This window comes from Sodalis ligni, from assembly GCF_016865525.2.
Taxonomy (GTDB): Bacteria; Pseudomonadota; Gammaproteobacteria; order Enterobacterales; family Enterobacteriaceae; genus Acerihabitans; species Acerihabitans ligni.
The window spans coordinates 4,140,088-4,163,783 of record NZ_CP075169.1 but is presented as its reverse complement, the minus strand read 5'-3'; the positions used below and the strand labels follow the sequence as shown (position 1 = coordinate 4,163,783).

General features: G+C 58.7%; 20 protein-coding genes and 2 pseudogenes. 18 read left to right on the top strand and 4 right to left on the bottom strand.

Features of this window, described 5'->3' with window-relative positions; all coding sequences use genetic code 11:
• Positions 1-300: 300 nt before the first annotated feature.
• Entirely contained in the window at positions 301-2,364 is a 2,064-nt protein-coding gene (locus GTU79_RS19290; protein WP_214513278.1) for a TonB-dependent copper receptor, read from the top strand.
• Between the two features lie 16 nt (positions 2,365-2,380).
• On the opposite strand, the gene mnmC is transcribed toward GTU79_RS19290, so the two are convergent.
• Complete coding sequence (gene mnmC / locus GTU79_RS19285; RefSeq protein ID WP_203523507.1) at positions 2,381-4,399, bottom strand: bifunctional tRNA (5-methylaminomethyl-2-thiouridine)(34)-methyltransferase MnmC2/FAD-dependent 5-carboxymethylaminomethyl-2-thiouridine(34) oxidoreductase MnmC1; 2,019 nt, start codon at positions 4,397-4,399, stop codon at positions 2,381-2,383.
• A gap of 155 nt (positions 4,400-4,554) precedes the next feature.
• On the opposite strand from mnmC, the gene fabB reads away from it, so the two are divergent.
• Complete coding sequence (gene fabB / locus GTU79_RS19280; RefSeq protein WP_203523506.1) at positions 4,555-5,766, top strand: beta-ketoacyl-ACP synthase I; 1,212 nt, start codon at positions 4,555-4,557, stop codon at positions 5,764-5,766.
• 99 nt (positions 5,767-5,865) lie between these two features.
• Here the strand turns inward: fabB and flk are convergent, their stop codons facing one another.
• Entirely contained in the window at positions 5,866-6,900 is a 1,035-nt protein-coding gene (gene flk / locus GTU79_RS19275; protein ID WP_203523505.1) for a flagella biosynthesis regulator Flk, read from the bottom strand.
• 303 nt (positions 6,901-7,203) lie between these two features.
• On the opposite strand from flk, the gene pdxB reads away from it, so the two are divergent.
• From pdxB to hisP, 14 genes and pseudogenes are all read left to right on the top strand, one after another.
• Positions 7,204-8,337, top strand: coding sequence for a 4-phosphoerythronate dehydrogenase PdxB (gene pdxB / locus GTU79_RS19270; protein ID WP_203523504.1), 1,134 nt, complete (start codon positions 7,204-7,206; stop codon positions 8,335-8,337).
• Positions 8,338-8,354: 17 nt separating this feature from the next.
• A complete protein-coding gene (locus GTU79_RS19265) occupies positions 8,355-9,365 on the top strand; it encodes an aspartate-semialdehyde dehydrogenase (protein WP_203523503.1) in 1,011 nt (336 codons plus the stop codon).
• A complete protein-coding gene (truA, locus tag GTU79_RS19260; protein ID WP_132927179.1) occupies positions 9,365-10,186 on the top strand; it encodes a tRNA pseudouridine(38-40) synthase TruA in 822 nt (273 codons plus the stop codon). The genes GTU79_RS19265 and truA overlap by 1 nt, the downstream gene beginning before the upstream one ends.
• Positions 10,187-10,227: 41 nt before the next feature.
• Positions 10,228-10,881 (top strand): DedA family protein, encoded by a 654-nt coding sequence (locus GTU79_RS19255; RefSeq protein ID WP_203523502.1) that lies wholly within the window; start codon positions 10,228-10,230, stop codon positions 10,879-10,881.
• A gap of 209 nt (positions 10,882-11,090) precedes the next feature.
• Entirely contained in the window at positions 11,091-12,011 is a 921-nt protein-coding gene (gene accD, locus GTU79_RS19250; RefSeq protein WP_132927183.1) for an acetyl-CoA carboxylase, carboxyltransferase subunit beta, read from the top strand.
• Between the two features lie 72 nt (positions 12,012-12,083).
• Positions 12,084-13,352 carry a bifunctional tetrahydrofolate synthase/dihydrofolate synthase gene (folC, locus tag GTU79_RS19245; protein WP_203523501.1) on the top strand — a complete coding sequence of 423 codons (1,269 nt, stop codon included), beginning with the start codon at positions 12,084-12,086 and terminating at the stop codon, positions 13,350-13,352.
• A complete protein-coding gene (gene dedD, locus GTU79_RS19240; protein WP_203523500.1) occupies positions 13,342-14,157 on the top strand; it encodes a cell division protein DedD in 816 nt (271 codons plus the stop codon). Before folC ends, dedD begins: the two co-directional genes overlap by 11 nt.
• 190 nt (positions 14,158-14,347) lie before the next feature.
• Positions 14,348-14,834: pseudogene (cvpA, locus tag GTU79_RS19235) on the top strand (colicin V production protein).
• 33 nt (positions 14,835-14,867) lie between these two features.
• Positions 14,868-16,385 carry an amidophosphoribosyltransferase gene (gene purF, locus GTU79_RS19230; protein WP_214513277.1) on the top strand — a complete coding sequence of 506 codons (1,518 nt, stop codon included), beginning with the start codon at positions 14,868-14,870 and terminating at the stop codon, positions 16,383-16,385.
• Positions 16,386-16,532: 147 nt separating this feature from the next.
• Positions 16,533-17,108 carry a UbiX family flavin prenyltransferase gene (locus GTU79_RS19225; RefSeq protein WP_132927192.1) on the top strand — a complete coding sequence of 192 codons (576 nt, stop codon included), beginning with the start codon at positions 16,533-16,535 and terminating at the stop codon, positions 17,106-17,108.
• A gap of 344 nt (positions 17,109-17,452) precedes the next feature.
• Positions 17,453-18,235 carry a lysine/arginine/ornithine ABC transporter substrate-binding protein ArgT gene (gene argT / locus GTU79_RS19220; RefSeq protein ID WP_203523498.1) on the top strand — a complete coding sequence of 261 codons (783 nt, stop codon included), beginning with the start codon at positions 17,453-17,455 and terminating at the stop codon, positions 18,233-18,235.
• Between the two features lie 76 nt (positions 18,236-18,311).
• Positions 18,312-18,998: a histidine ABC transporter permease HisQ gene (locus GTU79_RS19215; RefSeq protein ID WP_132927196.1), complete on the top strand. Its 687-nt coding sequence runs from the start codon at positions 18,312-18,314 to the stop codon at positions 18,996-18,998.
• A complete protein-coding gene (locus GTU79_RS19210; RefSeq protein ID WP_214513276.1) occupies positions 18,995-19,699 on the top strand; it encodes an ABC transporter permease in 705 nt (234 codons plus the stop codon). The genes GTU79_RS19215 and GTU79_RS19210 overlap by 4 nt, the downstream gene beginning before the upstream one ends.
• Before the next feature lie 29 nt (positions 19,700-19,728).
• A complete protein-coding gene (hisP, locus tag GTU79_RS19205; RefSeq protein WP_132928068.1) occupies positions 19,729-20,502 on the top strand; it encodes a histidine ABC transporter ATP-binding protein HisP in 774 nt (257 codons plus the stop codon).
• A gap of 16 nt (positions 20,503-20,518) precedes the next feature.
• Here the strand turns inward: hisP and GTU79_RS19200 are convergent, their stop codons facing one another.
• Together GTU79_RS19200 and GTU79_RS19195 are read right to left on the bottom strand one after the other, a co-directional pair.
• Positions 20,519-21,424, bottom strand: coding sequence for a TIGR01777 family oxidoreductase (locus GTU79_RS19200; RefSeq protein ID WP_203523497.1), 906 nt, complete (start codon positions 21,422-21,424; stop codon positions 20,519-20,521).
• 183 nt (positions 21,425-21,607) lie between these two features.
• Positions 21,608-22,229 (bottom strand): annotated as a pseudogene (locus GTU79_RS19195) (glutathione binding-like protein).
• A 170-nt stretch (positions 22,230-22,399) separates the two neighbouring features.
• Here GTU79_RS19195 and yfcE point away from each other — a divergent pair.
• Both yfcE and yfcD read left to right on the top strand, forming a co-directional pair.
• The gene (gene yfcE / locus GTU79_RS19190) at positions 22,400-22,951 is read left to right on the top strand and encodes a phosphodiesterase (RefSeq protein ID WP_203523496.1); all 552 of its coding nucleotides are present in this window, start codon (positions 22,400-22,402) and stop codon (positions 22,949-22,951) included.
• 87 nt (positions 22,952-23,038) lie between these two features.
• Complete coding sequence (yfcD, locus tag GTU79_RS19185) at positions 23,039-23,611, top strand: NUDIX hydrolase YfcD (RefSeq protein WP_203523495.1); 573 nt, start codon at positions 23,039-23,041, stop codon at positions 23,609-23,611.
• The last annotated feature ends 85 nt before the right edge of the window (positions 23,612-23,696 follow it).

Sequence of the window (23,696 nt, the reverse complement as noted above, 5' to 3'; positions counted from 1 at the left end):
GTAAACGAAACTGAAGTTTTTAGCCCGCCGGCGCCGTTAATCACGTAAAATTCCCACCCTGTGGTTAGCGCTTTCTTGCCGGCCGGTTTCATCTTTCCCGATCCCTTGTCCCGCGATTCGCCTTAACACGCCTGACCACAGCTGTGGTCAGGTTATCCAGGCGGCTCTTCCGCTGATTGAAAACGGCCGGAACGGAGTTTCCGCCTGGCGAACCGGCTTCTTTCCCCGGCATTGCCATTATCTCTTCGGCCTGTATCCACCGACCGTTGGTCAAAGGACGTTTACAAATAAGGAAAGTTGATGTTTATCAAATTCTCTCTCCCTAAAAACCTGCCCGGATATCGCGGTTTTGTCCGTCTGGTGCCCATTTTCACCCTGGCGGCGCTCAATGGCGCCGCCGCACAGCCCGTCTTGCCGGAAGAGCGCGACGATCCGCGGCGGAAAAACAGGGATGCGGAGGTCATGACGGTTACCGCTCCGCGGGGTTCTCCCCTGACGGTGGTTACCTCGCCCAGAACGCCGCGCCAGCCGGTTCCCGCCAGCGATGGCGCTGACTACCTTAAAACCGTTCCGGGATTTTCCCAGGTCCGCAACGGCGGGACCAACGGCGATCCGGTCTTTCGCGGCATGTTCGGCTCGCGCTTGAAGATACTCGCCTCCGGAGCGGAAGTCCTCGGCGCCTGTCCCGGCCGCATGGATGCGCCTACCGCCTATATTTCACCGGAAAGCTTTGACCTCTTGACCCTGGTAAAAGGACCGCAAACGGTGTTATGGGGTCCCGGCGCCTCGGCGGGCGTCGTGCGATTCGAACGGACCCGTCCCCGTTTTGATCAAGGCATGGCCGGGGCCGATGCCGGCCTGCTGGCAGGATCCAACCGGCGCCTCGATAAAAATATCGATGCTCGCCTGGGGAGCGATCGGGGCTATTTGCAGTTGATCGGCACGCAGTCGCGGGCCGGGGATTATAGGGACGGTGCGTATCGGCGTGTTCCGTCCCGCTGGAATAAATGGAGCGGGGACGCGGTATTGGGTTGGACGCCGGATGCCGACACGCTGGTGGAGTTCAGCGGCGGCAAGGGCGACGGCGAGGCCAGCTATGCCGGCCGTGGCATGGACGGTTCGCAGTTCAGGCATGAGCGCCTCGGCGCCCGTTTCGAGAAGCATGACATCGGCCGGATATTGGACAAACTGGACGCGCAGATCTACTACGGCTATGCCCACCATGCTATGGACAATACCACCCTGCGTACCCCCGCCAAACCACCGGCTTGCTGCTGCAAATCAATGCGGCATGCCGTGAGCGCCGCCAAACGCAAAAACCTGGATCGGCGCACCGTCGGCGGGCGCGTCGTCACCGACTGGCTATGGCAGGACCTCAAGCTGCAATCGGGCGTGGATATGCAAGCCGATAGCCACCGCGGCAAAACCGACCGGACCTGGTTCAAAGACGCGCAATTTGCGCATTACGGCGCATTTGGCGAACTGACCTGGTTTGCCGGCGAGACGAGCCGCTATGTCGGCGGGGCGCGTATCGATCGGCACCGGGGGAAAAAATACGGTTTTGAAAACCAGCAATCCCGATCTGCCGCTACCCCCGCCGGTTTTGTCCGTTACGAACACCGGCCGGCGGCGCTGCCGTTCATGTTTTATGCCGGATTGGGCTATATCGAGCGCTTTCCGGACTATTGGGAGCTGTTTTCTCCCTCTGCCGGGCCCGGCGGCGGCGCCCCTTTCACTAACTTGAAAAGTGAAAAGACCAGCCAGATTGATATCGGCGCCCACTACAGCGGAGCAAAATACAATGGATGGATCTCGGCTTACCTGGGGCGGGTCAACGACTTCATCCTTATCAAATACGATCCGCAAAACGCCAACCGCAGCCAGGCCGATAATACCGATGCGGTCATTATGGGCGGGGAAGTGGGACTGGAATATCCGTTAACCGAACGGTGGAAAGCCGATGCCGCGCTGGCCTACTCATGGGGCAAAAATAGCCGTGACGGCCGGCCGTTGCCGCAGATGCCGCCCCTGGAGGCGCGGGTGGGCCTGGTATATGAAAGAGAGCAATGGAGCGCCGCCGGGTTATGGCGCGTTGTCAGCGCCCAGCGTAGGGTGGCCTTGAATGAAGGCAACGTGGTGGGGAAGGACTTTGATGCCGGTGCCGGTTTCGGCGTACTGTCGGCCAACGTCGCGTTCAAGCTGACCGAACAGGTGAAGATAAGCAGCGGCATCGACAATATCTTTAATAAACGCTATAGCGAGCACTTGAACCTGGCGGGCAACAGCGGTTTCGGTTATTCCGCCAACGAGCCGGTGAATGAACCGGGCCGAACGGTATGGGCGAAACTGAACGTCTCTTTTTGAACCTCATGGCGTTGGCTCAAAGCTCACGCCCTTTCAACAGCTTTTTTACCCAGAAGCGGTTGGGGCTTAGTGCCGCCGACAGCTCCCGGCTAACGGGGAGCGGCTCGCCGAAGATTTGCGCCGCCAGGATTTCCGCCGCCAGCGGCGCTGAGCACAGTCCCCGCGAGCCCAGGGCACCCAGCATAAAGAGATTCGCGTGGTGGGGGGCAAGTTCGATGGCGCCGCCGCTCTCCAGCAATTGGGGAAGGTGCCGGTAATGGGCCAGCGTAGCGGCATAATCGGGCACATTGCCCACCATGGGCATATGGTCCCGCGCGGTGCTGCGCACGCCGCAGCGCGCCTGGTCATGATGGATATCCACACTGCCGGTCCATGCCTGATGCGGCAGGCAGGCGGTAAGCCGGTCCAGATTCTGCCGCTGCTCGGCGGGGCTGAAATCGGTGCTTTCATCATGCCACACCGCGCTGGCGCCCAGGCTGTGGGTCTGGTAGCCGGGGCTGGCGGGCGTCAGGTAGCCGTCATAGCAGAGCACCTGTTTCAGGGCGTTCAGCGCCGGTACGGCGGGAATATGGCTCACCTGCCCGCGCACGCTGGTGAGGGGCAGGGCGCTGGTGAACGGCCACTGCAGCAAATGATGGCCGTTGGCCAGCACCACCACGGCATGATTGGCCAAGACGCCATGAGCGAACTGCAATTGCCAGCCGGTGGCGGTGGGCTCCAAACGTTCTGCACGGTGCCCGTAATGGATACTCATGCCGTATTGCCGGCCCCTTTCCACTATACCGGCTATCAGCTGCGCCGGATTGAGCCAGCCCCCCTGGGGATAGGTGATGCCGCCGGTACCGGTAGCCAGTCCGGTCAACTGCTCCATCTCCCCGCTCTCCACGCCGCGCACCAGGGTTTCGGGCAAACCCAGCGCCAGGATGTCGCGCAGCTTGCGGGCGCTGCGCGAATCATAGGCCAATTGCGTTACGCCGCACCATTGATGTTCAAACGAAATGCCCTGGCGCGCGAATTCCCGGTAGCAGCGACTGGCGAAGGGGAACGCGGCGGCGAAAAATTGCGTCAGCGCCTCGTCCTCAATATTGAGCAAGGGATACAACGCGCCCTGGCGGTTGCCGGAGGCACCCATAGCCAGGGCGTCGTCGGCGCAATAGAGGGTAACCCTTGCTCCGCGCCGCTGCAATGCCGCCGCGCATAACGCGCCGGCAATACCGCCGCCGACTATCGCCACTTCCTGCGGCTCGGCCGGACTGTGCCGGTGATACCAGGGCGTGCCGTTGATCCGGGGGGCGACGGCAGAAAGCTGTCCGGACAGCATTTCCCGTTTTTGACCGAAACCCGTCAGCTTGTCGACCTTGAATCCCGCCGCCTGCAATCCCCGCCGGACGAACCCGGCGGCGGTAAACGTGGCAAAAGTTCCCTGCGGCCCGGCCAGGCGTGCCATGGCCTGAAAAAGCCTATCGCTCCACATGGCGGGATTTTTCGCCGGAGCAAAGCCATCAAGGAACCAGGCGTCCGCCTGGCCGTTCAGGCTGTCGTCCAGTCCCGGCAGTACTTCGTTCACCTCGCCGAACCACAGGTCCAGCGTCACCGCGCCGCCGTCCAGGATCAACCGGTGACAGCCGGCGATGGCCGGCGGCCATGATTCACGCAATGGGGATGCGTAATCGGCCAATTCCGGCCAGCGTTCGTGGGCCAGCGCCAGATCGGCGACCCGCAGAGGGAATTGCTCAATGCTGACGTAATGCAGCCGCCGCAGGATTGCGTCAGGATTGTCCCGGCGGAACCGATGGAATGCCTGCCATAGGGCCAGAAAATTCAGACCGGTGCCGAAACCGGTCTCCGCCACGGTAAAAGACGCCCGGCGATGCCCGGTAAAACGCGCTGGCAGGCCGTTGCCCCGCAGAAAAACATAGCGGGTTTCTTCCAGCCCGTCCTGATTGGAAAAGTAAACGTCATCAAATTGTCGGGATACAGGTGTACCCTGTTCGTTCCAATTAAGCACCGCATGGCCGATAGGGGCGGGATTCAAGGCGATAGCCTCATTTATCAAGGAGTGAAGCGATTCTAACCATGTGTGCTTCGGGGCGCAAATTTTGCAAACTTCGTCTGATCGGACTTGTTCAGCGTACAACTGTAAGCTAAAGTGCCACACAGAATCTCATATATAAATACAAGAGGTATTAAATGAAACGTGCAGTGATTACCGGCCTGGGAATTTTATCGAGTATCGGGAACGACCAGAAAGAAGTTCTGTCCTCCCTGCAACAAGGCCGCTCCGGAATCACTTTCTCTCAGGAATTGAAGGATTCGGGCATGCGCAGCCATGTCTGGGGCAATATCAAACTCGATACTACCGGGCTCATCGATCGGAAAATTGCACGCTTTATGAGTGATGCTTCAATTTATGCTTATCTCTCCATGGAACAGGCAATCCAGGACTCCGGACTGAGTCCCGAAGACGTTTCCAACGACCGCACCGGCCTTATCGTGGGTTCCGGCGGCGGTTCGCCGCGTAATCAGGTGGCCGGTTCGGACGGTATGCGCGCTCGCGGCCTGCGCGGCGTCGGCCCCTATATGGTTACCAAAGCCATGGGTTCCGGCGTGTCCGCCTGTCTGGCGACGCCGTTTAAAATCCGCGGCGTCAACTACTCCATCAGTTCCGCCTGCTCCACGTCTGCTCATTGCATCGGCAATGCGGTGGAAATGATCCAGTTGGATAAGCAGGATGTGGTTTTTGCCGGCGGCGGTGAAGAGCTGTGCTGGGAAATGGCCTGTGAATTCGACGCCATGGGCGCGCTGTCCACCCGCTATAATGAAACCCCTGCCAGAGCCTCGCGCACCTATGACGTCAATCGCGACGGTTTCGTCATCGCCGGCGGCGGCGGCATTGTAGTGGTGGAAGAGCTGGAGCATGCGCTGGCCCGCGGTGCGCATATCTATGCCGAAGTGATCGGCTACGGCGCCAATTCCGACGGTGCCGATATGGTGGCGCCGTCCGGGGAAGGGGCGATTCGCTGTATGAAAATGGCGCTGAAAAATGTCGATACGCCCATTGATTACCTGAATGTCCACGGCACATCTACCCCGGTAGGGGATGTGAAAGAGCTGTGGGCCATTCGCGAAACCTTCGGCAGCAACCAGCCGGCGTTTTCATCCACCAAAGCCATGACCGGTCATTCGCTGGGGGCGGCGGGGGTGCATGAAACCATTTTTACCCTGCTGATGCTGGAGCATAATTTTATTGCGCCGAGCATTAATATCGAGGAGCTGGATCCCCAGGCGGAAGGCATGAATCTTATCACCGAGCCCACCGAACGCCGATTGACCACCGTGATGACCAACAGCTTTGGTTTTGGCGGCACTAACGCCACATTGGTGATGCGTAAATATCAATAAACCGGTCGGCTTTCCTCCACCGGCATCAAACCTAAACCACCTGGATACCGTCACCGGTCGAAGGTGGTTTTTTGTTATGGCAGGAACAATCGCCCGGCGCTAAATCAGCAGCCAAATCAGCACTAATACCGCCAGCAGCGCCAGCACCACCGCCCAGCGGCTTTTGGCGATACCCACGGTGTGTTCCCTTGGTTCGGTGGCGATCAGGGGATTCATGGCCGGTTGCAGCAGGCGACCGTCGGTGGTTTGGTGTTGGCTTTGGGTACGCGACAGGCGGTAGATAAACAGGAACTGCATCACCGCGCTGACCTGGGCGGGCGTCAGCACGCTTTGCGCGGTGGCGTTGAAATGCTGCAGGCAGTAGGCTTCAATCGCCTGCTGCTCATCGTTGCTGGTGGGCTGTTTCAGGGTGGCCTGTACCGTTGCCAGGGTGGGTGAGGCTTGTTGTGACAGTGTCACATGGCCCTGGACAAACTGCATCAGCAGGGGAAAATGGCGAGCCGGAATAGGATCGCCGGCCTTCAACCCCATCATGGTCATCAGGCTCTGCCAGGTATCCGTCGGCGATTCGCCGGTTACCGCCGCCAGCCGGATGACTTGCTGATTCAAAGCACTGTGCTCGGCGGGCAGCAGAGTCCGGTCCGAGATGGCGGCCTGCTGCGGTTTGGGAATGTCCAGCCGGCCCTGTTGCAACAGTTCCACTACCTGCTGCAGCTGTTCGGGATCCAGCTGGCTCAGGACGGTATGGCCGAACTCCCGCCGGATATAATCGCTCACCGCCTGGCGGTTGTTGCCCTGTGGCAGCAGGTCGGTTAACTGTTGCATCAACTGCCGGCCGGCATGGGTCTGCTGCGCCTGATCGAGACGCCCTTGCAGCAATTGTTCCGCGGGCAGGAATTGACCTGAGGTCAGTTCTCCCTCGCCGGATATATTCAGCTGATGGCGTAGAGCGGCCCAGATTTCGGGCGACTTGCTGCTGCTCAGCGCCATGATTTTGACTATCAGCCGTTCAAGCGCGGTGCGTTGCGCGGTGCTGAGCGGGCTGTCAGCGTCCCGCACAACAGACGGAGCGCCCATCCGACCCTGTGGCTGTTCCCCCGGGACCGGGTTGCCGGGACCTTGTAGAGGTTGCATATGACTCATCCTTTCGTAGAGAGGGTTGCTGCCATTCAACCCGGTCATATCGGCGGGCGTCTGAAAATAGTGCGGCGAATAATAACAAGTCGCACAATTATAGGGTAGCAGCAAGCGTCAGGAAGGCATTTTCTGCTGTTAATGGGTGCGGCGTCGAAAAAAAAACCGCTTCATGCAGCGCTCTCGGTAACAGGTTGTGCTGAAATTTTGCATGTTAGCATTGGGTTTCCATGGCTTTCAGTGGCAGAATATTCTCCTTTTTTATATTCAATGACAGCCTGTTCATGGCTGACGGAGCCCGATGTGGAAATCCTGGTGGACGAAAACATGCCTTACGCCCAAGAGCTGTTCAGCCGGTTAGGGGAGGTGCGGCCGGTTGCCGGGCGTCACATCACCGCCGAGGAGCTGCGGGAGGCCGACGCGCTGATGGTGCGCTCCGTTACGCCGGTGAACGCCGGCCTGCTGCAGGGCAGCGGGGTGAAATTTGTCGGCACCGCCACCGCGGGCACCGATCATGTGGACGAGGAGTGGCTTACCGGCGCCGGCATCGGCTTTTCCGCGGCGCCGGGCTGTAACGCGGTGGCGGTGGTTGAGTACGTTTTTTCCTCGCTGCTGTGGCTGGCGGAGCGGGACGGATTTGCCCTGAAGGATAAAACCATCGGCATTATCGGGGCGGGCAATGTCGGCGGCCGGTTGAACCGTCGTTTAATGTCACTGGGCGTACGTACCCTGGTGTGCGACCCGCCCCTGGCCGCCAGCGGCGCCGCCGGTCCGTTTTACCCGCTGGAAAAACTGGTGGCGCAAGCGGATGTGCTGACCTTCCACACGCCGCTGAACCGTTCCGGGCCCTATCAGACCTGGCATCAGGTGGACGATGAGCTGCTGGCGGCCCTGCCGGACGGACGGATCCTGGTTAATGCCTGCCGCGGCGGGGTGGTGGATAATGCCGCCCTGCTGGCCGCCCTGGAACGGGGCAAGAAGCTGAGCGTTATCCTGGATGTCTGGGAACCGGAGCCGGCGCTGTCTCTGCCGCTGCTTGGCCGGGTGGATATCGGCACGCCCCATATCGCCGGCTACTCTCTGGAAGGCAAAGCGCGCGGCACCACCCAGGTTTACGAGGCTTACAGCCAATTTCTCGGCACGCCGATGCATGCCCCGCTGGAGCGGCTGCTGCCGGCTCCGGCGGTTGAACGGGTGCGGATACACGGGCCCGTGGACGAAGGGATGCTAAGGCGGCTGGCGCATCTGGTGTATGATGTGCGCCGCGATGACGCGCCGCTGCGGCGCCAAGCGGCCGTGCCGGGAGAATTCGATCGGCTGCGCCGGCAGTATCAGGAGCGCCGCGAGTGGTCGTCGCTGCGGGTGGAAAGCGATGACCCCGTCAGTATCGGTCTGTTACGGGATCTCGGTTTTAACGCCGTCCCCGCGGATTCTTAACCTTTCTGGAGAACATCATGTCTGACGGCTGGAATATCGCCCTACTGGGTGCGACGGGCGCAGTGGGTACTGCGTTGCTGGAATTATTGCAGGAACGGCAGTTTCCGGTAGGGGAACTCTATTTATTGTCCAGTGAGCGAAGCGCCGGCGAGACGCTGCGTTATGACGGCAAAAGCTATTTGGTGGGAGATGCCGCGCAGTTCGACTGGTCGCAGGCGCAGCTGGCGTTTTTTATCGCCGGCAGCGCCGCCAGCGCAAGCTATGCCGATCAGGCCGCGGCGGCGGGCTGCCTGGTTATCGACAGCAGCGGCCTGTATGCCCTTGAGCCGGATGTGCCGCTGGTGGTGCCCGGCGTGAACGACCAGGTGCTGGCGGACTATCGCAACCGCAACCTGGTGGCGGTGGCGGACAGTTTGACCAGTCAGCTGTTGCTGGCCATCAAGCCCTTGACCGAACAGGCCGGGTTAGCGCGTCTGAATGTGGTAAACCTGCTGTCGGTGTCCGGGCAGGGCAAATCGGCGGTGGATGCCCTGGCTGGGCAGAGCGCGCGTTTACTGAACGGGCTGCCCACCGAACCGGGATTTTTCAGCCGGCAGCTGGCCTTTAATCTGCTGCCGCTGTTGCCGGATGAAGAAGGCAGCGTGCAAACCGAGCGCCGCCTGGTGGACGAGGTCCGCAAGATATGGCTGGACGAAGGGCTGCCCATTTCAGTGGGTACGGTCCAGGCCCCGGTGTTTTACGGCCACGCGCAAATCGTGCATATGGAAACCCAGCGTCCCATGGGGGCGGGGGAGGCTCGCGATTTGCTGGACAGCGGTGAACATCTGAGCGTCAGCGAAGAGCAGGATTACCCTACCCAGGTGGAGGATGCGTCCGGACAGGTGCAACTGAGCATCGGCTGTTTGCGCAACGATTACGGTATGCCGGATTTGCTGCAATTCTGGTCGGTGGCGGATAATGTCCGCTTCGGCGGCGCGCTGATGGCGTTGCTCACCGCGGAGCTTCTGGTAACGGAGTATTTGAATTAATGTCGCAGGCGGTATCGGGATTCGCCTCGGCGCCGATGAAAATCGCGCTGGGCATTGAGTACGACGGCAGCCGTTTTTACGGCTGGCAACGGCAGCAGGAGGTGGTCAGCATCCAGGCTTGCCTGGAACAGGCCTTGTCCAAGGTGGCGGACGAACCGGTGACGGTGTTTTGCGCCGGTCGCACCGATGCCGGCGTGCACGCCACCGGCCAGGTGGTGCATTTTGAAACCCGCGCCCGTCGCGAGGATGCCGCCTGGACCCTGGGAGTGAACGCCAATTTGCCGGCGGACGTGGCGGTGCGCTGGGTGTCCGGCGTGGCGGCGGAATTTCACGCGCGTTTTAGCGCCACGGCCCGCCGTTATCGCTATATTATTTATAATCATCCTTATCGCCCGGCCATATTGTCCCGCGGCGTGACGCATTTTTATCATCAGCTGGATGAACATAAAATGGAACGGGCCGGGCGCTGCCTGCTGGGAGAGCATGATTTCACGTCATTTCGCGCAATGCAGTGCCAATCCCGCACCCCGTGGCGCAATGTTAAACATTTAACGGTCACCCGTCAGGGCGCTTATGTGGTGGTGGATATTAAAGCGAATGCTTTCGTGCATCATATGGTTCGTAATATTGTAGGCAGCCTAATGGAAGTGGGGTGCGGGCGCCAGGGGGAGGGCTGGATTGAAGAGCTGCTGGCGGCCCGCGACAGAACCCTGGCGGCGGCTACCGCCAAAGCGGAAGGCTTATATTTGGTGGCGGTGGATTATCCGGCGAGCTTTGCTTTGCCCGTGCCGGCCTTGGGACCGTTGTTTTTGGCGGAATAACATTTTATTGATACCTTTTTCGCGTCCGGGGACGGTTATATATGGAATTGATCCATTTTGTCGTAGATTTTATCTTGCATATTGACGTTCATTTGGCGGAGTTGGTGGCGCAGTACGGCATCTGGATTTATGCCATCCTGTTTTTGATTCTGTTTTGCGAAACCGGCCTGGTGGTGACGCCTTTTTTACCGGGAGACTCGCTGTTGTTCGTCGCCGGCGCGCTGGCCGCCTTGCCGTCCAACAGCCTGGATGTGCATCTGATGGCGCTGTTGATGGCCTGTGCGGCGGTGCTGGGGGATGCGATCAACTACACCATCGGACGGCTGTTCGGCGAAAAGCTGTTCAGCCGTCCCGATTCCAGGATTTTCCGCCGCAGCTATCTGGATAAAACCCACGGGTTTTATGCCCGCCACGGCGGCAAAACCATTATCCTGGCCCGTTTTGTGCCAATCGTCCGCACCTTCGCGCCGTTTGTGGCCGGCATGGGACATATGTCATATCGTCATTTCGCCCTGTTCAACATTGCCGGCGGCGTGTTATGGGTTGCCCTGTTCACCTATGCCGGCTATCTGTTCGGCGATTTGCCGGTGGTGCAGAGTAATCTTAATTTACTGATTGTGGCCATTATCGTACTGTCCGTATTGCCCGGTCTGATAGAAGTGTGGCGGCACCGGCGGGCCGCACGGCGAGGATAATGCGCTTTTTACCGCTGCGTTAGGCGTGAATTATACGCATCGGGCAGAGTTTTCTATCCCAACTCGTTGGCGGTTATGGTTTAATGGGCAACATTTTCAAAGACCATTCCTTTCCCCTGCGGAAGATGGCGGCGAATGTTATGCCCGCTCAGTGGTCTTACTATGAATAGCGGACTGGCGCTTGCCAGGTTCAGACAGAAAGGTTATCGATGAGCTGGATTGAACGAATTCTCAATAAGAGCACTATCACCCCGGCGCGCAGGGCGAATATCCCTGAAGGCGTCTGGACGAAATGCGATAGCTGCGGCCAGGTTTTATATCGTGCGGAGCTTGAGCGCAACCTGGAGGTTTGTCCCAAATGCGATCACCATATGCGTATGACCGCGCGCGCGCGTTTGCTCTCCTTCCTGGATAAAGGCAGCGAAGTGGAGCTGGGCAGCGAGCTCGAACCGCGGGACATTCTCAAATTCAAAGATTCGAAAAAATACAAGGATCGCCTGGCGGCGGCCCAGAAGGCCACCAACGAAAAAGACGCCCTGGTGGTCATGAAAGGCTCGTTATACGGTATGCCGGTGGTGGCCGCGTCGTTTGAATTCGCCTTTATCGGCGGCTCCATGTCGTCAGTGGTGGGCGCGCGTTTCGTCCGGGCGGTGGAGCAGGCGCTGGAAGACGAATGTCCGCTGATCTGTTTTTCCGCCAGCGGCGGCGCCCGCATGCAGGAAGCGCTGCTGTCGCTGATGCAAATGGCGAAGACCAGCGCCGCCCTGGCAAAACTGCGGGCCCGGCGTTTACCCTATATTTCCGTGATGACCGATCCCACCATGGGCGGCGTTTCGGCAAGCCTGGCCATGCTCGGCGATCTGAACGTCGCCGAACCGAAAGCGCTGATAGGCTTCGCCGGTCCGCGGGTGATAGAGCAGACGGTACGGGAAAAATTGCCGGCCGGTTTCCAGCGCAGCGAGTTCCTGCTGGAAAAAGGGGCTATCGACATGATCGTGCGCCGGCCGGAGCTGCGCCTGAAACTGGCCGGTCTGCTGGCCAAATTTACCCACCGGCCCCAGCCGGAAGCCACCCATATGCCGGAACCGCGACAAGAATTCATTCCCGAGGAGCATCAGGACGGGGTATAACCGAGACTCAGCCCGCCGCTGCAATCGGTCCGGGGCTTTTTAGTAAATAAGTACAGTCAATGAACGGGACGTATGGAAAAGCTTCTTACTCCTCAAGCCACGTCGCCGCTGGCCGCGTGGCTTTATTACCTTGAGCGCCTGCATGCCAAAACCATCGATCTGGGCCTGGAACGGGTAGGATCGGCGGCCGCCCGCCTGCAGTTGCTGCGGCCCGCGCGGTGGGTTTTCACCGTGGCGGGCACCAACGGCAAAGGCACCACCTGCCGTCTCCTGGAAACGATTTTGCAGGCCGCGGGCTATAGCGTCGGCGTCTACAGCTCGCCCCATATGCTGCATTATGCCGAACGGGTGCGTATCCGCGGCGAAGAATTGCCCGAAGCGCGGCACAGCGAGGCCATGGCGGCTATTGAGTCAGGCCGCGGCGACATCTCCCTCAGCTATTTCGAATTCGGCACCCTGGCGGCCCTGTGGCTGTTTAAACAGGCGCGTCTGGACGTGGTTATCCTCGAGGTCGGGCTGGGCGGACGCCTGGACGCTACCAATATCGTCGATGCGGATGTGTCGGTCATCACCAGCATCGGTCTTGACCACACTGAATTATTGGGACCGGATCGCGAAAGCATCGGCCGGGAAAAGGCCGGCATCCTGCGCGGCGGCAAACCGGCGGTAATCGGTGAGCCGGACCGTCCGTCCTCTATCGACCTCTACGGACAAACCGTGGGGGCGAAGCTGTACTGCCGCGATCGCGACTGGTGGTATGAACGGAATGAGGACAGCTGGTGCTGGCGTGACGAAGAAGTTTCATACACCGGCCTGCCGCTGCCGGCGATTCCGCTGGCCAATGCCGCCACCGCCCTGGCCGCCCTGCGGCGTTCGTCTCTCAAGTACGACGAGGCGGCCATCCGCCATGGACTCGAGACGGCGTCCCTGCCGGGCCGTTTCCAGATTGTGCGGCGGCATCCTTTATGTATCCTCGACGTGGCGCATAATCCCCATGCCGCCGGCTATTTGTCCGCCCAGCTCTCGCAGCTGGCGGTAGCGGGTAAAGTCCGGGCGGTGGTGGGCATGCTGGCCGACAAGGATATTCCCGCTACCCTGGACTGCCTGCGCGGACAGGTGGACGAATGGTACTGCGCCGGCCTGGACGGGCCGCGCGGCGCCAGCGCGGCTCAGGTAGCGGCCCATCTGGACAGGGCGCGCCGGTTCGACGACGTGGTCGATGCCTGGCGCCAGGCGCTGCAGGACGCCGATCCGGCGGATTGCATACTGGTGTTCGGGTCGTTTCATACCGTTGCGCCGGTCCTGGCGGTGGTTAACGCGGAGAAACAACGTGGCGAGTAAATTTCAAAACCGCCTGGTGGGCACCATTATCATCGTCGCGCTGGGAGTTATAGTGCTGCCGGGCCTGCTGGACGGCAAAAAGAAGCATTATCAGGATGAATTCGCCGCCATCCCCCTGGTGCCCAAACCGGGGGATACCGATGAAACCGAGGTGTCTCCCCAGGCCAACCAGGCGTTGCCCAGCCAGCCGCCGGAAGGGGCGGGGGCTGCCGTGGAGCAGGCTAACAACGCCCCGGCAGGGGAGTCGCAGTCGGCGACGCCGGTCCCCGATGCCCCTGAACAACCCGCCATTGTGGTGCCAAAGCCCGATGCGCCCGCCGCGCGTCAGGAGCAGGTGAAACCGGCGCCCCGTCCGGCGCAGGCCAAGCCGGCGGTGAAGCCGGAAAACAGACCGTCGTCCCCGGCGGCTCAAACGGCGCCGGCGAAACCAATCGCCAGACCGGAAAGCAAGCCGGCGCCCTCCGCGGAGGATACGGCGCCCAGGCCCGTGGCCGCGGCACCGAAACCCGCCGCGCCGGCGCCGAAGCCCGAAGCACAGCAAACCACCGAACAGGCGCCGAAGGGCCAGGCCTGGGTGGTACAGCTGGGGGCGTTGAAAAACGCCGCCAAGGTGACTGAAATCACCGCCAAGCTGAGGCTGTCGGGTTATCGGGTCTATACCGTGCCGTCCCAACCGGTGGCGGGCCAGATTACCCGGATCTTTGTCGGACCGGACGCCTCAAAGGATAAGCTGCAGGGCGCGCTGCCGGAAATGAATCAGCTAAGCGGCCTGAGCGGCCAGCTGCGTGCCTATCAGGTACGTTAACCGTGGGAGGAGCGGAGCAAAAATGCCGGCTTTTTCACCGTTCCGCTCTATCTTCCTGCGGCGGGCGGCTTTTTTTAATCGCCGTTATTTATTTAATGACAGGACGGAATTCCGGTGCGCAAACGTTTTCGTTTTCTGATAGAATTCGCCGCGAACCAGTTGTCGGGGCGGATTATCATGGGATGTACGCATGACTTGGGTTGATTATGTCATCATCGGCATCATTGCCTTTTCAGCCTTGGTAAGCCTGATTCGCGGGTTTATCCGGGAAGCGTTATCGTTAATAACCTGGGGATGTGCTTTTTGTCGCCAGCCACTATTATGTATATCTCGCAGTCTATTTTACCCGCTTTGAAGATCAGCTTGTTCGCAACGGTATCGCGATTGCCCTGTTGTTCGTGGCGACCCTGATAGTCGGGGCAATCGTCAATTACGTGATTGGCTCTTTGGTGGAGCGGACCGGGTTATCCGGCACTGACCGGGTGCTGGGGGTGTGTTTCGGCGCACTCAGGGGCATCTTGATCGTCGCGGCGATCCTGTTCTTTCTGGACACCTTCACCGGCTTTGCCCAAAGCGCTGACTGGCATCAGTCGGAGCTGATACCGCAGTTCAGCGGTATCATCAGATGGTTTTTTGACTATCTGGCAAGCACGTCGAGTTTTTTACCGAAGCATTAATCGCTCCGGTAACGCTGATGAGGAAATGACTACATGTGCGGTATTGTCGGTATCGCCGGTTTTATGCCGGTCAACCAGTCGATTTATGACGCGTTAACGGTGCTTCAGCATCGTGGGCAGGACGCCGCGGGCATCGTCACCATCGATGCATTGAACTGCTTTCGTTTGCGCAAAGCCAACGGCCTGGTGAAAGACGTCTTTGAAGCCCGGCATATGCAACGGCTGCAAGGCAACATGGGCATCGGCCATGTCCGTTATCCCACGGCCGGCAGTTCCAGCGCTTCCGAAGCCCAGCCCTTTTATGTCAATTCCCCGTTCGGCATCACCCTGGCCCACAACGGCAACCTGACCAATGCCCATGAGCTGCGTACCAAGCTGTTCGATAAAGGGCGCCGGCATATCAATACCACGTCCGATTCGGAAATTCTGCTGAACATTTTCGCCAGCGAATTGGACCGGTTTCCGGATTATCCCCTGGAAGCGGACAATATCTTTGCCGCCGTGGCCGCGACCCATCAGCAGATCCGCGGCGCGTATGCCGTGGTGGGAATGATCATCGGCCACGGGCTGGTGGCGTTCCGCGATCCCAACGGCATCAGTCCGCTGGTGATCGGCAAACGCACCCTGGCCGACGGACGCAACGAATATATGGTGGCGTCGGAAAGCGTGGCGCTGGATACCCTGGGTTTTGAATTCCTGCGCGACGTGGCTCCTGGCGAAGCGGTGTACATCACCGAAAAAGGCCAGCTGTTTACCCGCCAGTGCGCTGAAAACCCGCAGAACCATCCCTGCCTGTTTGAATATGTCTATTTCGCCCGCCCGGATTCTTTTATCGATAAAGTGTCCGTTTATAGCGCGCGGGTGCGCATGGGCCAGAAACTGGGTGAGAAAATCGCCCGCGAATGGGAAGATCTGGATATCGACGTGGTGATCCCGATTCCGGAAACGTCTTGCGATATCGCCCTTGAAATCGCCCGCATCCTGAATCTGCCCTATCGTCAGGGGTTTGTGAAAAACCGCTATGTCGGCCGGACGTTTATCATGCCGGGCCAGCAGGTTCGCCGCAAATCGGTGCGCCGCAAACTCAATGCCAATCGCGCCGAGTTCCGCGATAAGAATGTGCTGCTGGTGGATGACTCCATCGTCCGGGGCACCACCTCCGAGCAAATCGTGGAAATGGCGCGGGAGGCTGGGGCCCGTAACGTCTATCTGGCCTCCGCCGCGCCGGAAATCCGTTTTCCCAATGTCTACGGCATCGATATGCCCAGCGCCACCGAACTGATTGCCCACGGCCGCGAGGTGGATGAAATCCGCACGCTGATTGGCGCCGATGCGTTGATATTCCAGGATCTTAGCGACCTGGAACAGGCGGTGCGCGAGGATAACCCGGATATTGCGCAGTTTGAATCCTCGGTGTTCAACGGCATTTACGTCACCAAGGATGTGGATCAGCGCTATCTGGACTATCTGGAATCCTTGCGTAATGATGACGCCAAAGCGGTCCGGATGCAGAATGAAGTGGAAAATCTGGAAATGTATAACGAAGGTTGATCCACGCCTTCCCGGTGCATTGGCTTAAAGACTGCCCTACCATGCGGCATACCGTGCCGCCGGAGAGGGCAAAATTTCACGCACCCGGGCGGTTAAACGCTCCGGGTGTTTTTATTTAGGGCACACGCCATGGGGACAACTTCCGGTATGACGAAAAAACGACTGATTGTGGGCCTTACCGGGGCCAGCGGGGCAATCTATGGCGTACGGCTGCTGCAAGTGCTGAAATCGATTGAGGGTGTCGAGACCCATCTGGTGCTGAGCAACGCCGCGCGCCAGACTTTGGCGCTGGAAACCGATTATAGCGTGCGCGATCTGCAGGCCTTGGCTGACGAGGTGCACGACAGCCGCGATATCGCCGCCAGTATCAGTTCCGGTTCGTTTAAAACCGCCGGCATGGCGGTTCTGCCCTGCTCGATGAAAACCCTGTCCGCCATTGTCAACAGCTACACCGACGGCCTGTTGTCCAGGGCGGCGGACGTCGTATTAAAAGAACGCCGCACCCTGGTGCTCTGCGTGCGCGAAACGCCTTTGCATCTGGGCCACCTGCGCTTAATGACCGCCGCGGCGGAAATGGGGGCGGTAATCATGCCGCCGGTGCCGGCGTTCTATCACCGACCCTCTTCCCTGCAGGATATTATCGATCAAACGGTTAACCGGGTGCTGGATCAATTTGACATTGAGCTTCCCCACGACCTGTTTGCCCGCTGGCAGGGCTCCTGAACCGCCGCGCCAGCTGGCCGACGGTTCCATTTTACGGCCTTGGCTTTTGCCGCGGACGCTGCCTGATGGCGCGTTCTTATAACATTGCACCAATAATGATCATGCTGTGTATAATCATGGTGCAAAGTGTGATGTCTTTTTAGGCAATCCGGAACCGGCTTGCGCTATTCCCGGTCAGGATGCCGTCGAAAAGGAGACGGAAGGTCTCTTTACGCCGCCCTGTCTAGGGCGGCGGCGCCGATGATTAAAATGGCACGGAAAGTGCAGTTAATCAGCCTGAAAAGCCTGGAAAAGCCTGAAAACATCACAGGGTCTATCTAATTAAAAAATTCAGAGGGTAATGTATGAATAAGCTGGTTAAAGTTCTTCCTCTTATATTGGCAATGGCTTGCGCCGGAAGCGTTTTCGCGGCGGTACCAAAAAGCATCAAGATAGGCACCGATCCCACCTATGCCCCGTTTGAATCCAAGGATTCCAGCGGTCAGCTGGTGGGGTTCGATATCGATTTGGCGAAAGAACTTTGTAAGCGTATCCAAACAAAGTGCACCTTTGTGGAAAGTGATTTCGATGCCTTGATTCCCTCCTTGAAAGCCAAAAAAATCGATGCCATCATCTCCTCTTTGTCCATTACCGAAAAACGCCAGCAGGAAATTGATTTTACTGACAAACTGTATGCCGCCGATGCGCGCCTGATTGCCAAAGCCGGCACCAATATCACCCCGACGCTGGATTCCCTGAAGGGTAAACGCGTGGGCGTATTGCAGGGTTCGACCCAGGAAGCGTACGCCAACGCCAACTGGCAGCCCAAAGGTATCGATGTGGTGGCCTACGCGAACCAGGATCTGATTTATGCCGATCTCGCCGCCGGCCGTATCGATGTGGCGTTCCAGGATGAAGTGGCCGCTAGCGAAGGCTTCTTGAAACAGCCCGCGGGCAAAGGCTATGTTTTTGCCGGTCCGTCGGTGAAAGACGATAAATTCTTTGGCGTGGGTACCGGTATGGGCTTGCGTAAAGATGAAACGGATCTGAAAGCCGCGTTGAATAAAGCTTTTGCCGATATGCGCAAAGACGGCACATACGACAAGTTTGCCAAGAAATACTTTGATTTCGACGTTTACGGCGGTTAATCCTGTCATACGCGGTATGCCCGCCAGCGCTGCGGGCATATCTGTTTTTATCCTCCGCCAGGACAGGATATGATCGATGTTTTATGGCTACGCACAACTTATTTTTAACGGTGCCCTGGTCACCCTCGAACTGGCGATAAGCTCCGTTTTGCTCTCGGTGGTTATCGGTCTTTTCGGCGCGGGGGCAAAGCTATCCCAAAGCCGTGTGCTGGCGGGCATCTTTGAAGGCTATACCACGCTTATCCGCGGCGTGCCCGATCTGGTGCTGATGCTGCTGATTTTCTACGGCCTGCAAATCGCCCTCAACAGCGTGACCGAGGCTGTGGGCATGGATCAGATCGATATCGATCCCATGTCGGCGGGCATCATTACCCTGGGCTTCATTTACGGTGCCTATTTCACCGAAACCTTCCGGGGCGCCTTCATGGCGGTGCCAAGAGGGCAAATCGAAGCGGCTACGGCCTTCGGCATGTCCAGCCGGCAAATTTTCCGCCGCATCATGTTTCCCGCCATGATGCGTTTTGCCTTGCCCGGCATCGGTAACAACTGGCAGGTTATCCTCAAAGCCACCGCCCTGGTGTCCCTGCTGGGCCTGGAAGACGTGGTGAAAACCACCCAGCTGGCCGGTAAAGGCACTTTCCATCCGTTCTATTTCGCCATTGTGGCCGGCGTGGTGTATCTGATATTTACCACGTTGTCTAACGGGGTTTTGCTGTGGCTGACGCGCCGCTACTCCCACGGTGTTAAAAAGGCCGAACTATGATTGAGATTCTTCAACAATACGGCCATGCATTATTGTGGAGCGACGGCTATCGTTTCACCGGTCTGGCCATTACCCTTTGGCTACTGGTTTCTTCGGTGGTCATGGGGGATACTGGCGGTTTTCTGGCGGTCGCGCGGGTATCGCCGCTGCCGTGGCTCCGGTTTCCGGTTTGGCTGTTTACCTATATCTTTCGCGGTACGCCGCTTTATGTACAGTTGCTGGTGTTCTACTCCGGCATGTACAGTCTGGACTTTATCCGCGGCACGGAGTTCCTCAATACGTTTTTTCGCAGCGGCCTGAACTGTACCGTCCTGGCCTTGACCCTCAATACCTGCGCCTATACCACGGAAATTTTCGCCGGATTTATCCGCGGCGTGCCCAGCGGCGAAATCGAGGCGGCCCGGGCCTATGGCTTTACCTGGTTCAAGCTCTATCGCTGCATCATTCTGCCTTCGGCCCTGCGTTCGGCCATTCCGGCGTACAGCAATGAAGTGATCCTGATGCTCCATTCCACGGCGCTGGCGTTTACCGCCACCGTGCCCGACGTGCTGAAAATCGCCCGGGATATCAATGCGGCGACTTACCAACCGTTTTATGCGTTCGGCATTGCGGCGGTGATATATTTGATGATCTCTTTCGTGCTGATCGGGTTGTTCAAACAGGCGGAAAAACGCTGGCTGCGACACGTTAAGCCGCAATAATCCCTAAGGCGCTGACTATGGGTAACGATATGCAAGACACTAAGTTATTGATTCAAGAATTGCACAAGCGCTATGGGGATCAGGAAGTCCTCAAGGGGGTTTCCCTGGAAGCGCGGGCAGGGGATGTCATCAGCATTATCGGATCCTCCGGATCCGGTAAAAGCACGTTTTTACGCTGTATCAATTTCCTGGAAAAGCCCAGCGAAGGGTCTATCAGCGTCAATAACGTCGATATCCACATGGTGCGCGACCATGACGGCCAGCTCAAGGTTTTCGATAAAAAGCAGCTGCAGCTGCTGCGTACCCGCCTGACCATGGTGTTTCAGCATTTCAACCTGTGGAGCCACATGACGGTGCTGGAAAATGTCATGGAAGCGCCGGTGCAGGTGCTGGGCCTGAGCAAACGGGAAGCCCATGACCGGGCGGTCCGCTACCTGGATAAAGTGGGTATAGACGAGCGCGCCCGGGCGAAATATCCCATCAATCTCTCCGGCGGACAGCAGCAGCGGGTTTCCATTGCCCGCGCGCTGGCGATGGAGCCCGATGTACTGCTGTTTGACGAACCGACGTCCGCGCTCGATCCCGAACTGGTGGGGGAAGTCCTGCGTATCATGCAAAAACTGGCGGAGGAGGGTAAAACCATGGTGGTGGTGACTCATGAAATGGAATTTGCCCGGCACGTCTCCAGTCACGTGATTTTCCTGCATCAGGGGGTTATCGAAGAGGAGGGGCCGCCGGCCGAGGTGTTCGGTAATCCGAAAAGCCCGCGCCTGCAGCAGTTCCTTTCCGGCGCGCTGAAATAACGTCCCGGCGGCGCGGCTAGGCCGCCGAGGCGACGATCTCTTCGAGGGCGGCGCGCAGCTCGCTGTAGCGGAAGACAAACCCGGCCTGCTCCAAGCGTTTAGGCACGGCGCGCTGTCCCCCCAGTACCAGGGTCGCGCCTTCTCCCAGCAGCAGTTTCACCGCTCTCGCCGGCGCGCGCATCACCGCAGGCCGGTGCAATACCTCGCCAAGCGTCGCGGCAAACTGTTCGTTATGCACCGGATAGGGGGATACCAGGTTAAACGGACCCCGCAGATTATCCGTGGTGAGCAAAAACAGCAGGGCATTGACCATATCCTCGATATGAATCCAGGATAAAAATTGGCGTCCGTCGCCCACCGGCCCCCCCAGCCCCATTTTAAACAGCGGCAACAGTTTGCTCAGCATGCCGCCGTCATGAGCCAGCACCACGCCGGTGCGCGACAGGCACACCCGGGTTTTGTCGCTTTGCGCCGCCAGCGCCAGGGCCTCCCAGCGTTCGCACAGGGTATGGGAGAACTCATCCGCCGGCGGCTCGTCTTCGGTGACCAGTATTTGATCCTGATTGCCGTAAAAGCCGGCGGCGGACCCGGAGATAAAGACCGAGGGCGGATTATCGCTTTGGTTTATCAACTGGCTGAGCCGCTCGGTAATATCCCAGCGGCTGCGGCACAGCAGGTCCTTTTGTTCCGGGGTCCAGCGTTTTTCCGCAATGGACTCGCCGGCCAGATTGATAACCGCATCGAATTCATCCAGGTTGCCGCAGGACGTAAGGGAAGTAAGCGTGGTAATATGCGAGCCCAGTTTTTGATGGGCGCGGGGCGCATCGCGGGTCAACACCGTAATCCGATGTGATAACGCCAGCAGTCTGACTATCAGATGCCGCCCGATCAATCCGGTTCCTCCGGTAACCAATATCTTCATCTTCGCTCCCCTGTCGCACCGGTTCTGCCATACCGTTATGGTTCAATCATAGGACATATTGCGGCAGAAATGAGTGCTTCGTCACCGCTAATTGAGAATTTAGCTACCCCCCGGCGGGAAAAAGCGACCGCCGATCAGGTAAATGACGCGTTCCGGCAGGGGACGAAACGCGAGGGAGATGTTTTATCTGGTTGCCAGCCGGTACGCCCGTTCCACCGCGGGGCGGGATTTGATAAGGTCGAACCAGCGGCGCACCGCAGGATAGTCCGCCAGATCGATGCGCTGACGCTGATGGGACGCCGCCCAGGGATAGGTGGCGATATCGGCTATGCTGTAGTGCTCGCCGGCGAGGTAGGGATGTTGCTGCAACTGCCGGTTGAGAACACCATACAGCCGCGCGGTTTCCACCTGGTAACGTTCAATGGCATAGGGCACCGGCTTGGGGGCGAAGTGATTGAAATGGTGGTTTTGCCCCAGCATCGGACCGAATCCCGCCGCTTGCCAGAACAGCCACTGCAGAGTGGATTGCCGCTCCCGAAGATCCTTTGACAGCAATAAGCCGCTTTTTTCCGCCAGATAAAGCAAAATGGCGCCGGATTCAAACAGGCTCAGCGGCTCGCCGCCGTCGGCGGATCACGGTCCACAATGGCCGGAATCTTGTTGTTGGGGATATGGCGAGAAATGCCGGGGAAAACTGTTCATTTGCCGAGATATTGATGGGGTGAATCTGATAAGGCAGGCCGGTTTCTTCTAAAAAGGGTGATTTTATGGCCGTTAGGGTAGGGGCGTAATACAGGTCAATCATATTTCCTCCTTGTCGCCGTGTATTGACATCAACGCTAGACACTCTAAAACAAATATCTCTGGAACGCATCCTAAAGGCATTCACAACCGAATCGTTACCCGGTCCGAGAAGTTTGTTAAGCTAGGCCATAATAACTGTCTTGTCCTGTCATCAAGCGTGAGGAGAGGTAAATGAAACTGCTGTTCGCCGCCGATATACACGGTTCCCTGACCGGCGCCAGGCAAATGCTGGCTGCCTATGACGCCAGCCGGGCCGATTGGCTGATACTGCTGGGGGATCTGCTTTATCACGGCCCGCGCAACGCGCTGCCGGAAGAGTATCGCCCGGCGGATGTGGCTGCCCTGTTAAATAATTACTCTGACCGGATTATCGCGGTCCGCGGCAATTGCGACAGCGAAGTCGACCAGATGCTGCTGAACTTCCCCATTACCGCTCCATGGCAGCAGGTGTTGCTGGAGCGGACCCGGCTGTTTTTAACCCATGGCCATTTGTATAATCCCGACGCCCGTCCGCCGATGCGCCAGGGCGATGTACTGGCCTACGGCCATACCCATATTCCCCAGGCCGCAGAAGCCGAAGGGATAATCTGCTTTAATCCCGGGTCGGTGAGTTTGCCCAAGGGCGGTTTTCCCCCCAGCTACGGCCTGCTGGAAAACGGCACTTTGCGGGTAGTTTCATTGGAAACGAGCGAAACTATTGCGCAAGTCGCGATTAACCACTAATTTATGACGGATCTCGGTAGGATTTTTTTTCAAATTTTTACAAAAGGTGCGCGGCTCTTCCGCGTCTTATAACAAGGGATTCGAAAGATGGTGCAACAGAGTCAGGCTGCGGGTATTGAATGGGTTGACATCGTCAACGAAGAGAATGAGGTCATTGCCCAGGCCAGCCGTCAGCAGATGCGCGCCGAACGCCTGCGCCATCGTGCCAGCTATATCGTGGTCCATGACGGCGCCGGCAATATCCTGGTGCAGCGCCGTACCGAGACCAAGGATTTCTACCCCGGTTATCTTGACGCCACCGCCGGCGGCGTGGTGCAAAGCGGCGAGAATATGCTGGAATCGGCCCGCCGCGAAGCGGAGGAAGAGCTGGGCATCGCCGGCGTTCCTTTTGCCGAGCACGGCGTATTCTACTTTGAAAACGAGCATTGCCGGGTATGGGGCGCGCTGTTCAGCTGCGTTTCCCATGGTCCTTTCGCCCTGCAGGCCGAGGAAGTGGAAGCGGTGAAATGGCTGCGTCCGGAAGAGATCACCGCCCGCTGCGATGAGTTTACCCCAGACTCGCTCAAAGCCCTTTCCCTGTGGATGAGCCGCAATAACCAGCAAAGCCACGGCAAGCCCCTCACCCCTTCCCCGACGCAGGAAAAGCCCGCCGAACAATAACCGTCGCCGACACCGCACGCAAGGCCCGCGATCGCCGATCGTGCAGCGAACGTGTTAAAGGGAGAGCGTGCTGATGGGGTCGAAG